We start from the raw sequence: 13,210 nt of genomic DNA, 5'->3' as shown, positions 1-13,210 counted from the left end.
CGAAGTCCCCTGGTTCAAACCCCCACCAGAACTCGACCCCCACCGAAAACCCCGCCGCAACCACTACTTCCGCTCACGACCCCAACGGGAATGAACAGCCCCGAGCACTGTGCACCCGAGCCTGGGCGTCTGTATTGCGTTGCGCTGCGTGTATTGCGTTGCGCTGCGTGGATTGCGATGCTGCTCGCCGTAGCTGATCCGGGGCGGCGATACTTCGGGCCGGTGTCGTCGCAGTGATCAGCCGTGGTCAGCCTCCGCTTTGGTAGCTAAGCTCGTCCCGCTGTGGCATGTGTATTCCCAGACCCGATACGCCACACCCGAGGAGAGCATCATGGCCGCTACCTACACCTTCGACGTCTTTTGCAGCCTCGACGGCTTCGGTTCCCACAGCGGAAACTGGGGCGGTTACTGGGGCAAGCAAGGGCCCGAACTGCTCGAGCATCGCCTCGCCTTGTACGGCCAGGAGCAGCGGATGGTCTTCGGGGCGAACACGTATCGGGCGTTCGCACGGATGCTGGCCTCGAGCGAGGAGGCCGAGGTCCGTGACCCCTGGGTCACGCGGATGATGAACCTGCCGGCAACAGTGGTGTCGAGAACGCTGCAGGAACCGCTCGACTGGCCGGACGCGGCTGTCGCGAGCGGCGACGCAGTCGACGTCGTGGCCCGGCTCAAGGACGAGTCAGCAGTGCCGCTGCGCTCCCACGGCAGCCTGTCGATGAACCGGGCACTGATGGCCGCCGGTCTGGTGGACAGGGTGCAGGTGACCCTCTTCCCTGTGATCACGGGTCAGACCGGGGCGGAGCCGATCTTCCAAGGCGCCGCCGACTTCGACCTCGAGCTGATCGAGAGCCGGACCCTCGACGGCCACACCCAGGAGCTCATCTACCGGCCCACCCTGCACGCCTGACTCCAGGGCGACCACGCCAAAAAGGGGTCTGAACGGCTCCGGCGCTCACCGTACCCGGAGAGCGTGGGCGTCCGTGATGCGCTGCAGCTCGCCGTAGCTGATGGAGAACATCGAGTGATGGTCGCCGGCCCCGGCCCAGAGCGTCGGGTGCTCTTCGAGCGAGGCATCCAGCAGGGTGCGGATCTTGGCAGGATGGCCCACCGGCGCAACGCCGCCCACCTCCTGGCCCGTGTGGTGCAGCACGAAATCTGGTGCCGCGCGGCGGATCCGTCCGGTCCCCAGCTGGGAGGCGACCAGCCGGACGTCCACCTTCGCGGCGCCGCTGGCCAGGATCAGCAGGGGGGCGCCGTCCACTTCGAACACCAGGCTGTTGGTGATTGCCGCAACGTCGCAGCCGAGCGCGTCAGCCGCGGCGGCCGCCGTCGGCACCGCACCGGGCAGAACCGTGACTGTGTCGCGGGCGCCTGCGGCGGTGAGGGCGCGGCGCACGTTGGCCACCGGGTCGGCGGCAACCGGGTTGGTGAGCATGTCCGCGCTCCTGTCGTCAGTAGCCCTGGGCATCCAGGATCGCGTCTTCCTCTTCTTCCGCCGTCGGCCGTTTGCGTTTCCGGGGTACCGGCGGACGACGGCGGGCTCCCGCGGCGGTGTGGGCAGGCTCGCCGTCCAGCACCTCGGCGTCCTCGGCATCCATCGCGGCGTTGCGCGCCTGCTGCCGGGCGGCGTAACCAAAACCGACGAACATGAGGATGCCGAAGGCAAACCACTGCAGCGAGTAGGACAGGTGCGTTCCCTCGTCCACCGAGGGCATGGGGAACGGCTGCGGCATGTCCGACACCGGCGGCGTCTCGGACGCGAGCTGCCCGTAGGCCCCTGTCAGGAGCGGGTAACCGAGTTCGGCGGCGTACGTGGGCAGGTCAATGGAGGCCAGCTGGCCTTCCGGCGCCCCGCGCTGAAGCGTGGGTTCGCTGTGTTTGAGCCGCACAACTGCCGTGATCTGCCCGGATGGTGGCGCCGGAATGGAGTCCGGCCGGCCCGGGGTCTTGTTGCCAATCGGCAGCCAGCCGCGGTCAATCACCACGGTCTCGCCTGACACGAGCTTGAACGGGACCACCACTTCGTACCCGGGCTGCCCGTTGAGGGGCCGGTTACGAACGATCCGCTGCCCGTCGACGTCGTAGCTGCCCTGGAGCTCGACTTGGGTCCATTCACGGGACGGGTCCAGCTGGTTGAACTCATCGCGGGCCTGATCAAACGTGACGGGCGTTGCTGAGTAATTTGACGTTACGCGCTGGATTTCCGCCAGCGTCTCCGCCCGGCGGTCCATCTGCCAGCGGCCAAGGAACACGCAGCCGGTTGCGAAGATCGCGGCCAGCAGGAGGTAGCCCAGCCACTTGCTGGAAAACAGGAACTTGTACATTCAGCTGTTCCCGCCGGTCTCTGCGGCCTCAAGCGGCACGGTCTCCTTCCAGAGCCCGCGCGTCTGCAGGTAGTCCTCCAGCCACGCCTTGTGCTCACCGCATGCCAGCCACACCTTGCGGCGGTCGGGCGTGTGGATCTTGGGATTGTTCCACAGCAGCTGCCAGGACGCGTTGGCCCGGCAGGCTTTGCGGGAGCACGTGGCCGCGGATGCCGGTCCGGCAAGCTCGGCGCTGCCGCCACCCAGGTTGAAAATGTTCATGAAGCTTTCTGTCCCCGGCCGTCGTCGTCTTCTTCGTCATCAGCAATGAGTTCGCCCTGGAGCACCGTCGGTCCCTCCGCGGTGTCGGCGCTTTCCGCAGTCCCGGAGTCGTCGGCCGCTCCCAGTTCAGCGTACGGCGTGTAATCGAGCAGCGCATCGCTGTGGATCTCCGCCTTGTCCGAACCGTTGGCGATCACCACGGCGACCCATGGCAGGAACACTGCGCCCGCCACGGCAACCAGCTTGAACCAGCCGTCCACCACGAAGATCAGGATCAGGCACACCATGCGGATACCCATGGCGAGGGCGTACTTGATCATTCGCTCACGCATGTCTTCGGAATGCGCCGCGGCGGCGTCGGTGATGCTGATTACTTCCGGATGGCCGGCTGCGGCATCACGCTTCCCGGGCGTCGGCTGTCCGGGCTGGGGTTCAGGTATCACGACTGTCTCATCACGCTCCATTGGCTACCCCAATTCTCTCACCATCCGAAGATGGCTCCCAATCGGGCGATAAGATCGAAGGCAGTTAAAAATCCAGCCACCACAGCGGAGCGCGGCTCCGCGGAAATCCGGAGCACACATGTCTGAAGCAGCAACCACGGCCCGCAGCGTCCTCATCACCGGCGGAAACCGCGGCATCGGCCTGGCCATCGCGGAGGCATTCCTGGCCAACGGCGACAAAGTGGCCGTGACGTACCGCAGCGAATCGAAGCTGCCGGAGGGGATCCTCGGCGTCAAGGCCGACGTGACCGACGAAGCCTCCATTGACGCTGCATTCGCCGAGGTTGAGGCCGCCCACGGCCCCATCGAGGTTCTGGTGGCCAACGCCGGCATCACCAAGGACACGCTGCTGCTGCGCATGAGCGAGGACGACTTCACTTCCGTCATCGACACCAACCTGACCGGCGCCTTCCGCGTCATCAAGCGCGCCTCAAAGGGCATGATCCGGCTGCGCAGGGGCCGCGTGGTGCTCATCTCCTCCGTCTCGGGCCTGTACGGCGCGCCGGGGCAGATCAACTACTCCGCGTCCAAGGCCGGGCTCGTCGGCATTGCCCGTTCCCTGACCCGCGAGCTCGGTTCGCGCGGGATCACGGCCAACGTGGTGGCACCCGGGTTCATCAACACGGACATGACGGCAGAGCTGCCGGAAGCAACCCAGAAGGATTACCTGTCCAGCATCCCCGCCGGGCGCTTCGCCGATGCCTCCGAGGTGGCGAACGTGGTGCGCTGGATCTCCAGCGATGAGGCCGCGTACATTTCCGGCGCCGTGATTCCGGTCGACGGCGGCCTGGGCATGGGGCACTAGGTCCCTCTGGCGCCAACACCGCTTTCGCCAACGGGCGGGCCGGCACCTTCTTTGTCGCATTCCGACAAAGGAAACCGGCGCGCCCGCTGGCATGATGGACTGCAGGCCATCAGTAATTGGACGTTTTGCACAAAGATAAAGCTTTAGACAAGGGAGCCCACATGGGACAGCTGGACAACAAGACAGCCATCGTCACCGGTTCTTCGCGCGGCATCGGCGCCGAAGTGGCCAAGATCCTCGCCGGCGAGGGCGCCGCCGTCGTCGTTAACTACCGCCAGAAGGCGCCGCGCGCCAACAAAGTGGTGGCCGGGATCGAGGCCGACGGCGGCCGCGCCGTTGCCGTTGGCGCGGACCTGACCACCCTCGAAGGCGTGCAGGCGCTGGCCAGCGCCGCCATGGAAAACTTCGGCTCGCTCGACGTCCTGGTCCTCAACGCCTCGGGCGGCATGGAAACCGGCATGGAGGAGGGCTATGCCCTCAAGCTCAACCGCGACGCCCAGGTCAACATGCTCAACGCCGTCGTGCCCCTCATGAAGGAAGGCTCCCGGGTGGTTTTCGTGACCAGCCACCAGGCCCACTTCATCAACTCGGTCGCCACCATGCCCGAGTACGAGCCCGTGGCCCGCAGCAAGCGCGCCGGTGAGGACGCCCTGCGCGAGCTCCTGCCGAACCTGGCGGACAAGGGCATCTCCCTGGTGGTCGTGTCCGGCGACATGATCGAGGGAACCGTGACCGCCACGCTCCTGGACCGTTCAAACCCGGGCGCCATCGAGGCCCGCCGCGCCGAGGCCGGCAAGCTGTACTCCGTCGAGGAGTTCGCCGCAGTGGTTGCCAGCATGGCCACCGCCGACGTCGAATCCGGCCACACGGAATACGCCGGCGGCGCGGACTACTTCGGCAAGAACGCCGAATAGGCACTCCCGCCGCGGCTTCCTGACGCGGTTCCTCGACACGGAGGCCGGCTTGACACGAAGGCCGGCTGACGCGAAGGCCCGGCGCAACAGCGCCGGGCCTTCGCCGTCCCTCCGCCGTCCCCCGCGGCCGTTGTCCGGACGGGCCGGGGCGCCTAGGGTCATAGCCATGGCAGAGGATGCAGCAGTGACGAAGCGGACCTATCCGGCCGGCGTGCCGTGCTGGGTGGACAGCCAGCAGCCCGACGTGGGAGCTGGCATCAGGTTCTACGGGGGACTGTTCGGCTGGGAGTTCGACGCCGGTACGGCGCCGCCCGGGGACACCGGCAGTTACGTGGTCGCCCGGCTCGGCGGCCAGGAGACGGCCGCCATCACGGGTTTGGGCGCCGGGCCCCACGGTGTGCCCGCCTGGAACACCTACATAGCGGTCGAGGATGCAGACTCCGCTGTCCGTCATCTGCTCTCAGCCGGCGCCACCCTGAAATCGGCTCCGGCCGATACGGGCGTTGGCGGCGTGTGGGCCGCGCTGGCCGATCCCGAGGGGGCCGAGTTCCGCATCTGGCAGCCGGGGGAGCGGCCGGGCGCCCAGGCAGTCAACCTGCCGGGTGGCTGGAACTTCAGTGATCTTCACACGGCGGACACGGACGCGGCCGCGGACTTCTACGCCAGGGTCTTCGGCTGGCAGTTCGACCGCCTCGACTTCGGCACCATGATCCGCCGCCCCGGGTACGGCGACCATCTGGAGGCAACCGTCGACCCCGACATCAGGGCCCGGCAATCGGGTGACATGGTCCCGGCAGGCTTCGCGGACGCCGTCGGCTGGCTGGCGCCGGCGGCACCGGGCGGGCGGCCGCACTGGCATGTCACCTTCACCGTCGCGGACCGGGACCGGGCGGTGCAGGACGCAGAGCGCCTGGGCGGCCACGTCCTGGGGCAGGACGACACCGAGTGGACTCGGACCGCCCTGATCAGGGACCCTGGCGGGGCTGTGTTCACGGCAAGCCAGTTCACGCCGCCGTCGGGCTTCTAGTGCCGTGGGCTTCTGGTTCCTGAGGCTTCTAGTGCCGTGGGCTTCTAACTCCGGCGGTTCAGACGCCGGCGATGTGCCGCACCGCGTCCAGGTACGGCATATTGATGGCGGCGTCTGCCACGGCGAGGACTGCCGGCTTGGCGTTGAAGGCCACCCCAATGCCGGCGGCGCCGAGCATGTCCAGGTCGTTGGCTCCGTCACCCACGGCAATGGTGTGCTCCAGCGCGATGCCCTCTGCGGCTGCCCATTCGCGGAGGTACTTTTCCTTGGCGGCGCGGTCGATCACGGCCCCAAGGACCTTGCCGGTCAGGGTCCCGTCCACAATCTCCAGCTCGTTGGCAATCCAGTAGTCCATGCCGAGGTCCTCGGCGATGGGGCGCAGGATCTGGTTGAAGCCGCCGGAGACCACCGCCACCGCATGGCCTGCGGCCTTGAACGCGGCCACCAGCTCGGCCGCCCCCTCGCTCAGCTTCACTTCCGCGTGGACGGACTCGACGACGTCGGCCGGCAGCCCCGCGAGAACGGAAACGCGGGCGTGCAGGCTTTGCGCGAAGTCGAGTTCACCGCGCATGGCGGCCTCCGTGACCGCAGTGACTTCGTCGCGCTTTCCGGCGTAGGCGGCCAGGAGCTCGATGACCTCCTGCTGGATCAGGGTGGAGTCGACGTCCATGATGAGCAGCTTGCGCTCCGCATTCCGGAGTTCCGCGGGAACGATGGCGGTGTCCACGCCGGTCCGCCCCGCATTCTCCTTCGCGGCGGCAATCGCGTGCCGCAGGCCGGCGATGTCTGCGGCGTAGCCCGAGGGTACGGAAAAGTCCACGGTGCAGACTTCGAAGCGTCCGTCGCCTGTGCTGGTGGCTCCTCCGAAGGTGGCACCGAAATCCGCCAGCAGGGACCGCAGAATTTCCGGTTCCGAGGGGGACAGTTTCAGGCCATAGCTGACCGCAGTCACGTTCGAAGTCATGGCTCCAATCTTATCCAGCGCAGCGCCTCCTCCCGAATCGTTGCGTTGGTCCATTGCACAGCGGCGGCCCCCAGCCGGTTCCCAGCAAACGTCCGGCCAACCCGGAGGCCTATCGGGCAGAATGGTCCGATGCTCTTTGCCCTGATCGCCCGCCTGCGCCCGGCGCCGCTGCTTCGGGCGTCACAGGAGGTACTCTTCTGCTGGGCCGGGGCCCTCCTGGTGGCCGGTGACGCTGTTTTCTGGCTCATGTTCGCTGCCATCCAGTCGGACTCGGGGCTGGCAGCAATGGACGGTCCTGTGCACAGCCTCATGGTGGATTCCCGGAATCCCGCCGCCACGGTGCTGTTGGCGGCCCTGGCCACTGTGACATCGCCGGAAGTGCTGGGCGTCATCAGCGCGGTGTTTGCCCTGGCCTGGGCGCTGTGGAAGCGGGAACTGTGGCGGCCGGCCATACTCATGGGCTCAATGGTGCTGGCAGTCGTGCTGACCACCCTCATCAAGCAACTTGTGAGCCGGTCGCGCCCGCCCGCCGATGATTTTCTGCTCGGCCCGGATGACGCACTCTCGTTCCCCTCGGGGCACACCGTGGGGATTGGCGTGTTCACGCTGGTCCTCGCGTACCTCGTCGTGTCCCGGTCGGGGACGCGTACGACGGCGGTGCTTGGCTTCTCGGCGGCCTGTGCAGTCACGGCGTTGGTTGGCGTATGCCGGCTGTATTTGGGCTACCACTGGCTCACCGACGTCGTGGCTTCCTTCGGGGTGGCGCTGGCAGTTGCAGCGGTAGCGGTGTTCACAGACGCAGCCCGGCACGGTTCTGCGAAGAATCGCTCCAAAACCCCGGGCAAGCAGGGGCCTGCTGATTCTTCAGCGCGGAACGCGGAGCCGTAGCAGCGCCACGGCTGCGGCCGCCACCACTGCCGCCGCCAGGGCACTGACGCCGGAGTAGCCGGTCAGGCCCATGACGGGCCCTGCAGCCGCACTTCCCAGCGCACCGGCCAGGGACATGGTGGCGTCGGAGAACCCCTGGACGGGGACGCGTTCAGCGGGTGTGAGTGTAGCCACGAGCAGGGTGGAACCGGCAACGGTGGTTGCCGACCAGCCCAGCCCGAGAAGGATCAGCCCGAAGGTGACCGATCCCATGTTCTGGGACGCCAGTCCGGTCAGTGCCACAGCAGCGACCAGGGTGAGCAGACCCGCCAGCGCCGCGGTGCGTGGCCCGAGCCGGTCGGTGAGGACGCCCATCAGCGGTGAGAGGGCCTACATCCCCGCGATATGCAGGGAGATGGTCAGGCCGGTCAGTGCGATGGTGTCCGGATTACCGGCCGTGTGTCCCGCGTGGTGCTGCATGTGCAGCGGTGTCATGGACATCACGGCGACCATCACCGCGTGGGCGGCAATGACAGCGATAACGGCACCGAGAGCCGTGGGGTGCTGCTTGACGGTTCGCCATCCTTCCCGCCACGCGCCGGAGCGCCTGGAAGCAGGCAGAAGGTCCACCCGGTCGAGGGCGCGACGGGTCAGGAGCGGGTCCGGGCGCAGGGAGAGCGTCACGATGGCAGCGCCGACCACCATTCCGAGCGCGGAAATCAGGAAGGGGCCGGCAGCAGGCGGAATGTCCAGCCAACCGGCCAGTACGGCACCGGGGGCAACCATGTTGGGGCCTGCCACAGCGCCGACGGTGATCGCCCACACCACCAGGGACAGGTCCCGTCCCCGGTGGGCCGGCTCGGCCAGGTCGGTGGCGGCAAAGCGGGCCTGCAGGTTCACAGCCGAAGCCAAGCCCACCAGGAAGGCCCCGCCGAGCAGGAGCACAAACAGTTCTGCGGCCACCGCGGCGACCATCAGGAACGTGCCGGCGATCGCTGCAGCCAGGCCGGTGGTGAGCGCCACCCGGCGTCCCCGCCGCAGGGCCAGCCGGGAGAGCGGAATCGCCGTGACCGCGGTGCCCAGGGTGAGGGCGGTGTTAACGGACCCGGCCCACGCTTCGGAGCCTGCCAGATCAACGGCCAGGATGGAGCCCAAGGCGAGCGTTGACCCGTTGCCCAGGCCGGAGAAGATCTGTGCGACCGACAGGACCCACACGATGCGGCGCTGGGTGGAACGGGTTGCTTCGGCGGTGCTGGTCACGTCGTGTGGTCCCCTCGGGCAGGTGCTCGTCGTGGATTACTCCACAAGACAACTGTGCTGTCATGGGTTATGCAGTTCAACCATGACAACTCACGGACCCTGAGCGCACCGGGGCCGAGGGCCCTGGGTGCTGTGCACCGGGTCCCGAGCCCCTGCGGAGCTGGCAGCCTAGGAACACGTGACAGCTAGGACGTGTGCGTGCCGGCAGCCGTGGGCGTCACCACCATCTCGTCGAGTTTGGGCAGGGCGTGCCGGAGCCGGTGCCCCGCTTCATGGAGGGTCTGTTCAGCCAGCCGAAGACTGGCCTCGGCGTCCACGGCGATGGTCGCCGCACCTTGCAGGCGGTGCCCAACCCACCGCAGCTGCACCCGCTTCACGTCAACCACGCCGGGCGTCGCCTCAAGGGCGTGGCGGGCGCGGTCCACGAGTTCCGGCTCGATTCCGTCCATCAGCCGGCGCCCGATGCTGCGGACGGTTCCCCACAGCAGGATGATGATGGCCGCGGAGATCAGCAGGCCAACGATCGGGTCCGCCAAGGGGAAGCCGAGCATGACGCCGCCGGCGCCGAGGACCACGGCCAGGGACGTGAAGCCATCCATCCGCGCGTGAACGCCGTCGGCCACCAGCGCCGCCGAGCCGATCCGGCGCCCGATCCTGATGCGGTAGATCGCGACTGCTTCGTTTCCGGCGAAGCCGATCAGCCCTGCGCCCATGACCCAGCCCAGATTCTGGAGCACCTGCGGGTGGATCAGCCGGTCCACCGACTGCCAGGCCGCCAGGACCGCCGAGAGAGCGACGACGGCGACGATAAACAGCCCTGCCAGGTCCTCTGCCCGGCCGAAGCCATAGGTGTAGCGGCGGGTGGCCGCACGGCGCCCCAGAATGAACGCCACCCACAGGGGAACGGCGGTCAGGGCATCGGAAAAGTTGTGAATGGTATCGGCCAGCAAGGCAACCGAACCGCTCACCAGGACGACAAGGAACTGCAGGACGGTCGTCCCGAGCAGCATGAACAGGCTGACCTTCAGCGCCCGGATGCCCTGCGCGCTTGCCTCCAGGGCGTCATCAACTGAATCGGCCGCGTCATGGGTGTGCGGGACGAACAGCTCGAAAAGCCAGCCCTTCAGCCCCTTGTGATGCGTATGCCCGTGATGCGCATGGCTGTGATCCGTATGCCCGTGACCGTGTGAGTGGTCGTGGTGATGATGTCCCTCGTGGTCATGGCCGTGTGCGGTGTCATCACCGTGATCGTGCTCATGGTGGTCGTGTCCGTGGTGCTCGTGTTCGTGGGGGTCGTGGTGGCCCGGGGCGCTTCCGCCCGCGGGCACGCCCGTGGTCTGCGTCCGGTCGCTCATGATGCGGTTCCCTTCATGCGGTGGTGGGACGGCTGCCCGCCGAGCGCATGCTCGGCCTGGAAGATTGCATCCGCGACCAGCTGGCGTGCGTGCTCGTTTTCGAGCCGGTACAAAACCTTGGTCCCGTCCTGACGCGTGGACACCATGCGCGCCAGCCGCATTTTGGCCAGGTGCTGGGACACGGCCGCCGGTGACTTTCCCACCACCTCGGCCAAAGCCCCCACGGCCATCTCGCCCTCGCGCAGAGCCAGGATGATCCGCACCCTTGTGGCGTCAGCCAGCATGGCGAAGATCTCAACTGCGAGCTCCACGTACTGGCTGTCGACGTCGAGCCCGCAAGCCTGCTTATCTGCGTTCATACGCATATATTGTCATAAGTGCGGCGGCCCGACGACGGCTGGCGTTACCGGTTATCAGTCGCACCGTGTTTTGTCCTAGTGTCTACTTCTATGAGTGATGTTCTTGAAATGGCCGCCGTCAGCGTTGTGCGCGGAGCCAAAACGCTCCTGAGCAAGGTGGACTGGCAGGTCAGGGAAGGTGAGCGGTGGGTCATCCTTGGACCCAACGGCGCCGGCAAGACCACTCTGCTGCAGATTGCCGCTGCGCGGCTCCATCCCACCAGCGGCGTCGCCGGCATCCTGGACGAAAGCCTCGGCAAGGTTGACGTCTTCGAACTGCGGCCGCGGATCGGCCTCTCCTCGGCCGCACTGGCCAACCAGATCCCCGAATACGAGAAGGTGCTCAACGTCGTGGTCACCGCGGCCTACGGCGTGACCGGCCGCTGGCGCGAGGGCTACGAAAAGGACGACGAGCGCCGCGCCTTTGCCCTCCTGAACGACTGGGGCATGGGTCCGCTCCTGAACCGCAAGTTCGCCACGCTCTCCGAGGGTGAACGCAAGCGCGTTCAGATCGCCCGGGCCCTCATGACCGACCCCGAACTGCTGCTGCTCGACGAACCCGCCGCCGGCCTGGACCTGGGCGGCCGCGAGGACCTGGTGCACCGTCTTAGCCAACTGGCCACGGACGAGGATGCACCCGCGATCGTGCTGGTCACCCACCATCTTGAGGAAGTCCCGCCGGGCTTCACCCACGCCATGCTCATGCGTGACGGCGAAGTGGTGGCTGCCGGGCCGGTCGACGACGTCCTCACCTCGGGCAACCTGAGCGAGACCTTCGGCCTGCCCCTGGACGTCTCGGTCAACGCCGGCCGTTACACGGCAACCGCCCGCCGCTAGCGGAGCGGCCCGCACAGCGTGGAGTTTTTCAGCGGCATCCTTGTGTTTTTCGCCGGCCTCTGGGCGGGCACCATCAACAGCGTCGTCGGGTCCGGAACGCTTGTCACCTTCCCAGTACTGATCGCCCTGGGCATCGCACCGGTGACGGCCTCCATGAGCAATGCCATGGGCCTCGTCGCCGGTGGCGCTGCGGGGGCGTGGGGTTACCGCCGCGAGCTGAAGGGCCGCGGCCGGCAGCTCCTGCGGCTGCTCCCGGCGTCCCTGTTGGGCGGCATCAGCGGGGCCTGGCTCCTGCTCCACCTGCCGGAGAAGGTCTTCCACTACGCGGCGCCGGTCCTCATTGTCCTGGCCCTGCTTATGGTGGTGTTCCAGCCCCGGCTGCAGCGCTGGGTCCGGAACCGTGAGGAAAACCCCGAGCACGCCCTCCGGGACAAGCACCACGGCGTCTTGCTGGTGATCCTCGTCTTCCTCGCCGGCGTCTACGGCGGCTACTTCGTGGCGGCACAGGGAATCCTGCTGGTGGGCATCCTCGGCGTGTTCATGACGGGAACCATCCAGAACGCCAACGCCATGAAAAACGTCCTGGTGCTGGGCGTGAACCTGATCGCGGCCGCCTCCTATCTGCTCTTTGCCTTCGACCGGATCAACTGGGCGGTGGTGGCCATCATCGCCGTCAGTTCCCTCATCGGCGGCCTCGTCGGCGCCAAGGTGGGCCGCAGGCTGTCACCGCCCGTACTGCGCGGCGTGATCTTTGCCCTCGGCCTGGTGGCGCTCGGCTTCCTGGTCGCGAACCTGCTCAAGTGAAATGACTGACCGGTGACTTTCCACTACCTCGAGTCTGCCGCGGACCCGCGCGTCGCCGACTACACCCAGCTGACGGACGTACACCTCCGGAAACTCCGTGAACCCGCCGAGGGCATGTATATCGCCGAATCTTCCCGCGTCCTGCGGCGTGCCCTCGCTGCCGGGCACCGGCCGCGGTCCTTTTTCCTCGCCGAGAAATGGCTGCCGGACCTCGCGGACATCTTTGAGCAGTACCCGGACGTTCCCGCATACATCGGCAGTGCAGGCCTCCTGGAGGAAATCACCGGGTTCCACCTGCACCGCGGAGCCATGGCGGCCATGCACCGTCCGGCACCGGTTCCGCTGCCGGAACTGGTGGCCGGGGCCAGGCGCGTGGCAGTGCTCGAGGACATCGTGGACCACACCAACGTCGGCGCCATCTTCCGGTCCGCAGCAGCGCTGGACGTCGACGCCGTCCTGGTCTCGCCCCGCTGCGGCGATCCGCTGTACCGCCGCAGCGTCCGCGTCAGCATGGGCACCGTTTTCCAGGTGCCGTGGGCCCGGCTGGACAGCTGGCCGCAGGACCTCACCCTCCTCAAGGAGCAGGGCTTCACGGTGGCAGCCATGGAGCTCACCGCCGACGCCGTGGACCTGGACGAACTGGCGGCTAGAAACCCGGAGCGGCTCGCTCTGGTGCTGGGCACGGAAGGTGCCGGCATGAGCGCGGAGACGCTTGCCGCCGTCGACCTCGCCGTCAAGATCCCGATGCGCGCTGGGGTGGACTCGCTCAACGTGGCGGCGGCGTCCGCCGTCGCATTCTGGGAGCTGCGGCCGCGGGCCTGAGCGCACCGAGCGGCGGGTTCGTTAGATCCTCCGCCATCCGCTATGATTGATAGCTGGTTCCCCTGTGTT

Annotated in this window: 17 protein-coding genes; 8 read left to right on the top strand and 9 right to left on the bottom strand. The window is 67.3% G+C overall.

The genetic code is table 11. The features are described 5' to 3' along the window. The first annotated feature begins 331 nt into the window (after nt 1–331). The gene (locus ARGLB_RS11280; protein WP_003802372.1) at nt 332–907 is read left to right on the top strand and encodes a dihydrofolate reductase family protein; all 576 of its coding nucleotides are present in this window, start codon (nt 332–334) and stop codon (nt 905–907) included. A gap of 45 nt (nt 908–952) precedes the next feature. Here the strand turns inward: ARGLB_RS11280 and ARGLB_RS11275 are convergent, their stop codons facing one another. From ARGLB_RS11275 to ARGLB_RS11260, 4 genes are read right to left on the bottom strand one after another with little or no spacing between them, the layout of a single operon-like run. After that, nucleotides 953–1,435, bottom strand: coding sequence for a YbaK/EbsC family protein (locus ARGLB_RS11275; protein WP_003802370.1), 483 nt, complete (start codon nt 1,433–1,435; stop codon nt 953–955). 16 nt (nt 1,436–1,451) lie between these two features. Beyond that, the gene (locus ARGLB_RS11270; protein WP_003802368.1) at nt 1,452–2,324 is read right to left on the bottom strand and encodes an SURF1 family cytochrome oxidase biogenesis protein; all 873 of its coding nucleotides are present in this window, start codon (nt 2,322–2,324) and stop codon (nt 1,452–1,454) included. Further along, the gene (locus tag ARGLB_RS11265) at nt 2,325–2,585 is read right to left on the bottom strand and encodes a hypothetical protein (RefSeq protein ID WP_003802365.1); all 261 of its coding nucleotides are present in this window, start codon (nt 2,583–2,585) and stop codon (nt 2,325–2,327) included. It abuts the gene before it with no gap. After that, the gene (locus ARGLB_RS11260; protein WP_003802363.1) at nt 2,582–3,049 is read right to left on the bottom strand and encodes a DUF3099 domain-containing protein; all 468 of its coding nucleotides are present in this window, start codon (nt 3,047–3,049) and stop codon (nt 2,582–2,584) included. Before ARGLB_RS11260 ends, ARGLB_RS11265 begins: the two co-directional genes overlap by 4 nt. Nucleotides 3,050–3,167: 118 nt before the next feature. Here ARGLB_RS11260 and fabG point away from each other — a divergent pair, with 118 nt between their 5' ends. The 3 genes from fabG to ARGLB_RS11245 all read left to right on the top strand — a co-directional run bounded on the left by fabG (nt 3,168) and on the right by ARGLB_RS11245 (nt 5,834). Then, the gene (gene fabG / locus ARGLB_RS11255; RefSeq protein WP_003802361.1) at nt 3,168–3,893 is read left to right on the top strand and encodes a 3-oxoacyl-ACP reductase FabG; all 726 of its coding nucleotides are present in this window, start codon (nt 3,168–3,170) and stop codon (nt 3,891–3,893) included. A 161-nt stretch (nt 3,894–4,054) separates the two neighbouring features. Beyond that, nucleotides 4,055–4,807 (top strand): SDR family oxidoreductase, encoded by a 753-nt coding sequence (locus tag ARGLB_RS11250; RefSeq protein WP_003802359.1) that lies wholly within the window; start codon nt 4,055–4,057, stop codon nt 4,805–4,807. A 166-nt stretch (nt 4,808–4,973) separates the two neighbouring features. Then, nucleotides 4,974–5,834: a VOC family protein gene (locus tag ARGLB_RS11245; protein WP_043418798.1), complete on the top strand. Its 861-nt coding sequence runs from the start codon at nt 4,974–4,976 to the stop codon at nt 5,832–5,834. 58 nt (nt 5,835–5,892) lie between these two features. Here ARGLB_RS11245 and serB read toward each other — a convergent pair whose 3' ends face one another. Further along, a complete protein-coding gene (gene serB, locus ARGLB_RS11240) occupies nt 5,893–6,798 on the bottom strand; it encodes a phosphoserine phosphatase SerB (protein WP_003802353.1) in 906 nt (301 codons plus the stop codon). A gap of 129 nt (nt 6,799–6,927) precedes the next feature. On the opposite strand from serB, the gene ARGLB_RS11235 reads away from it, so the two are divergent. Continuing rightward, nucleotides 6,928–7,686: a phosphatase PAP2 family protein gene (locus tag ARGLB_RS11235; RefSeq protein ID WP_003802351.1), complete on the top strand. Its 759-nt coding sequence runs from the start codon at nt 6,928–6,930 to the stop codon at nt 7,684–7,686. On the opposite strand, the gene ARGLB_RS24075 is transcribed toward ARGLB_RS11235, so the two are convergent. The 4 genes from ARGLB_RS24075 to ARGLB_RS11220 form a co-directional block, all read right to left on the bottom strand. After that, on the bottom strand, nt 7,663–8,040 hold the full coding sequence (locus tag ARGLB_RS24075; protein ID WP_003802349.1) for an MFS transporter: 378 nt from the start codon (nt 8,038–8,040) through the stop codon (nt 7,663–7,665). The two genes, ARGLB_RS11235 and ARGLB_RS24075, sit on opposite strands and share 24 nt — an antisense overlap. Before the next feature lie 15 nt (nt 8,041–8,055). Further along, on the bottom strand, nt 8,056–8,925 hold the full coding sequence (locus ARGLB_RS11230) for an MFS transporter (RefSeq protein ID WP_003802347.1): 870 nt from the start codon (nt 8,923–8,925) through the stop codon (nt 8,056–8,058). Nucleotides 8,926–9,110: 185 nt separating this feature from the next. Further along, entirely contained in the window at nt 9,111–10,280 is a 1,170-nt protein-coding gene (locus tag ARGLB_RS11225) for a cation diffusion facilitator family transporter (protein WP_003802345.1), read from the bottom strand. Beyond that, on the bottom strand, nt 10,277–10,639 hold the full coding sequence (locus ARGLB_RS11220; protein ID WP_043418796.1) for an ArsR/SmtB family transcription factor: 363 nt from the start codon (nt 10,637–10,639) through the stop codon (nt 10,277–10,279). The genes ARGLB_RS11225 and ARGLB_RS11220 overlap by 4 nt, the downstream gene beginning before the upstream one ends. 90 nt (nt 10,640–10,729) lie before the next feature. Here ARGLB_RS11220 and ARGLB_RS11215 point away from each other — a divergent pair, with 90 nt between their 5' ends. Genes ARGLB_RS11215 through ARGLB_RS11205 form a run of 3 tightly spaced genes read left to right on the top strand, consistent with a single transcriptional unit; the run spans nt 10,730 to nt 13,141 of the window. Continuing rightward, nucleotides 10,730–11,515 carry an ABC transporter ATP-binding protein gene (locus tag ARGLB_RS11215; RefSeq protein ID WP_043418793.1) on the top strand — a complete coding sequence of 262 codons (786 nt, stop codon included), beginning with the start codon at nt 10,730–10,732 and terminating at the stop codon, nt 11,513–11,515. 18 nt (nt 11,516–11,533) lie between these two features. Then, a complete protein-coding gene (locus ARGLB_RS11210) occupies nt 11,534–12,319 on the top strand; it encodes a sulfite exporter TauE/SafE family protein (RefSeq protein WP_003802339.1) in 786 nt (261 codons plus the stop codon). A gap of 12 nt (nt 12,320–12,331) precedes the next feature. After that, nucleotides 12,332–13,141: a TrmH family RNA methyltransferase gene (locus ARGLB_RS11205; RefSeq protein ID WP_003802338.1), complete on the top strand. Its 810-nt coding sequence runs from the start codon at nt 12,332–12,334 to the stop codon at nt 13,139–13,141. Nucleotides 13,142–13,210: the final 69 nt, after the last annotated feature.

This window comes from Arthrobacter globiformis NBRC 12137 (assembly GCF_000238915.1).
Classification (GTDB): Bacteria; Actinomycetota; Actinomycetes; order Actinomycetales; family Micrococcaceae; genus Arthrobacter; species Arthrobacter globiformis.
This window is presented reverse-complemented; position numbering and strand designations above follow the sequence as displayed.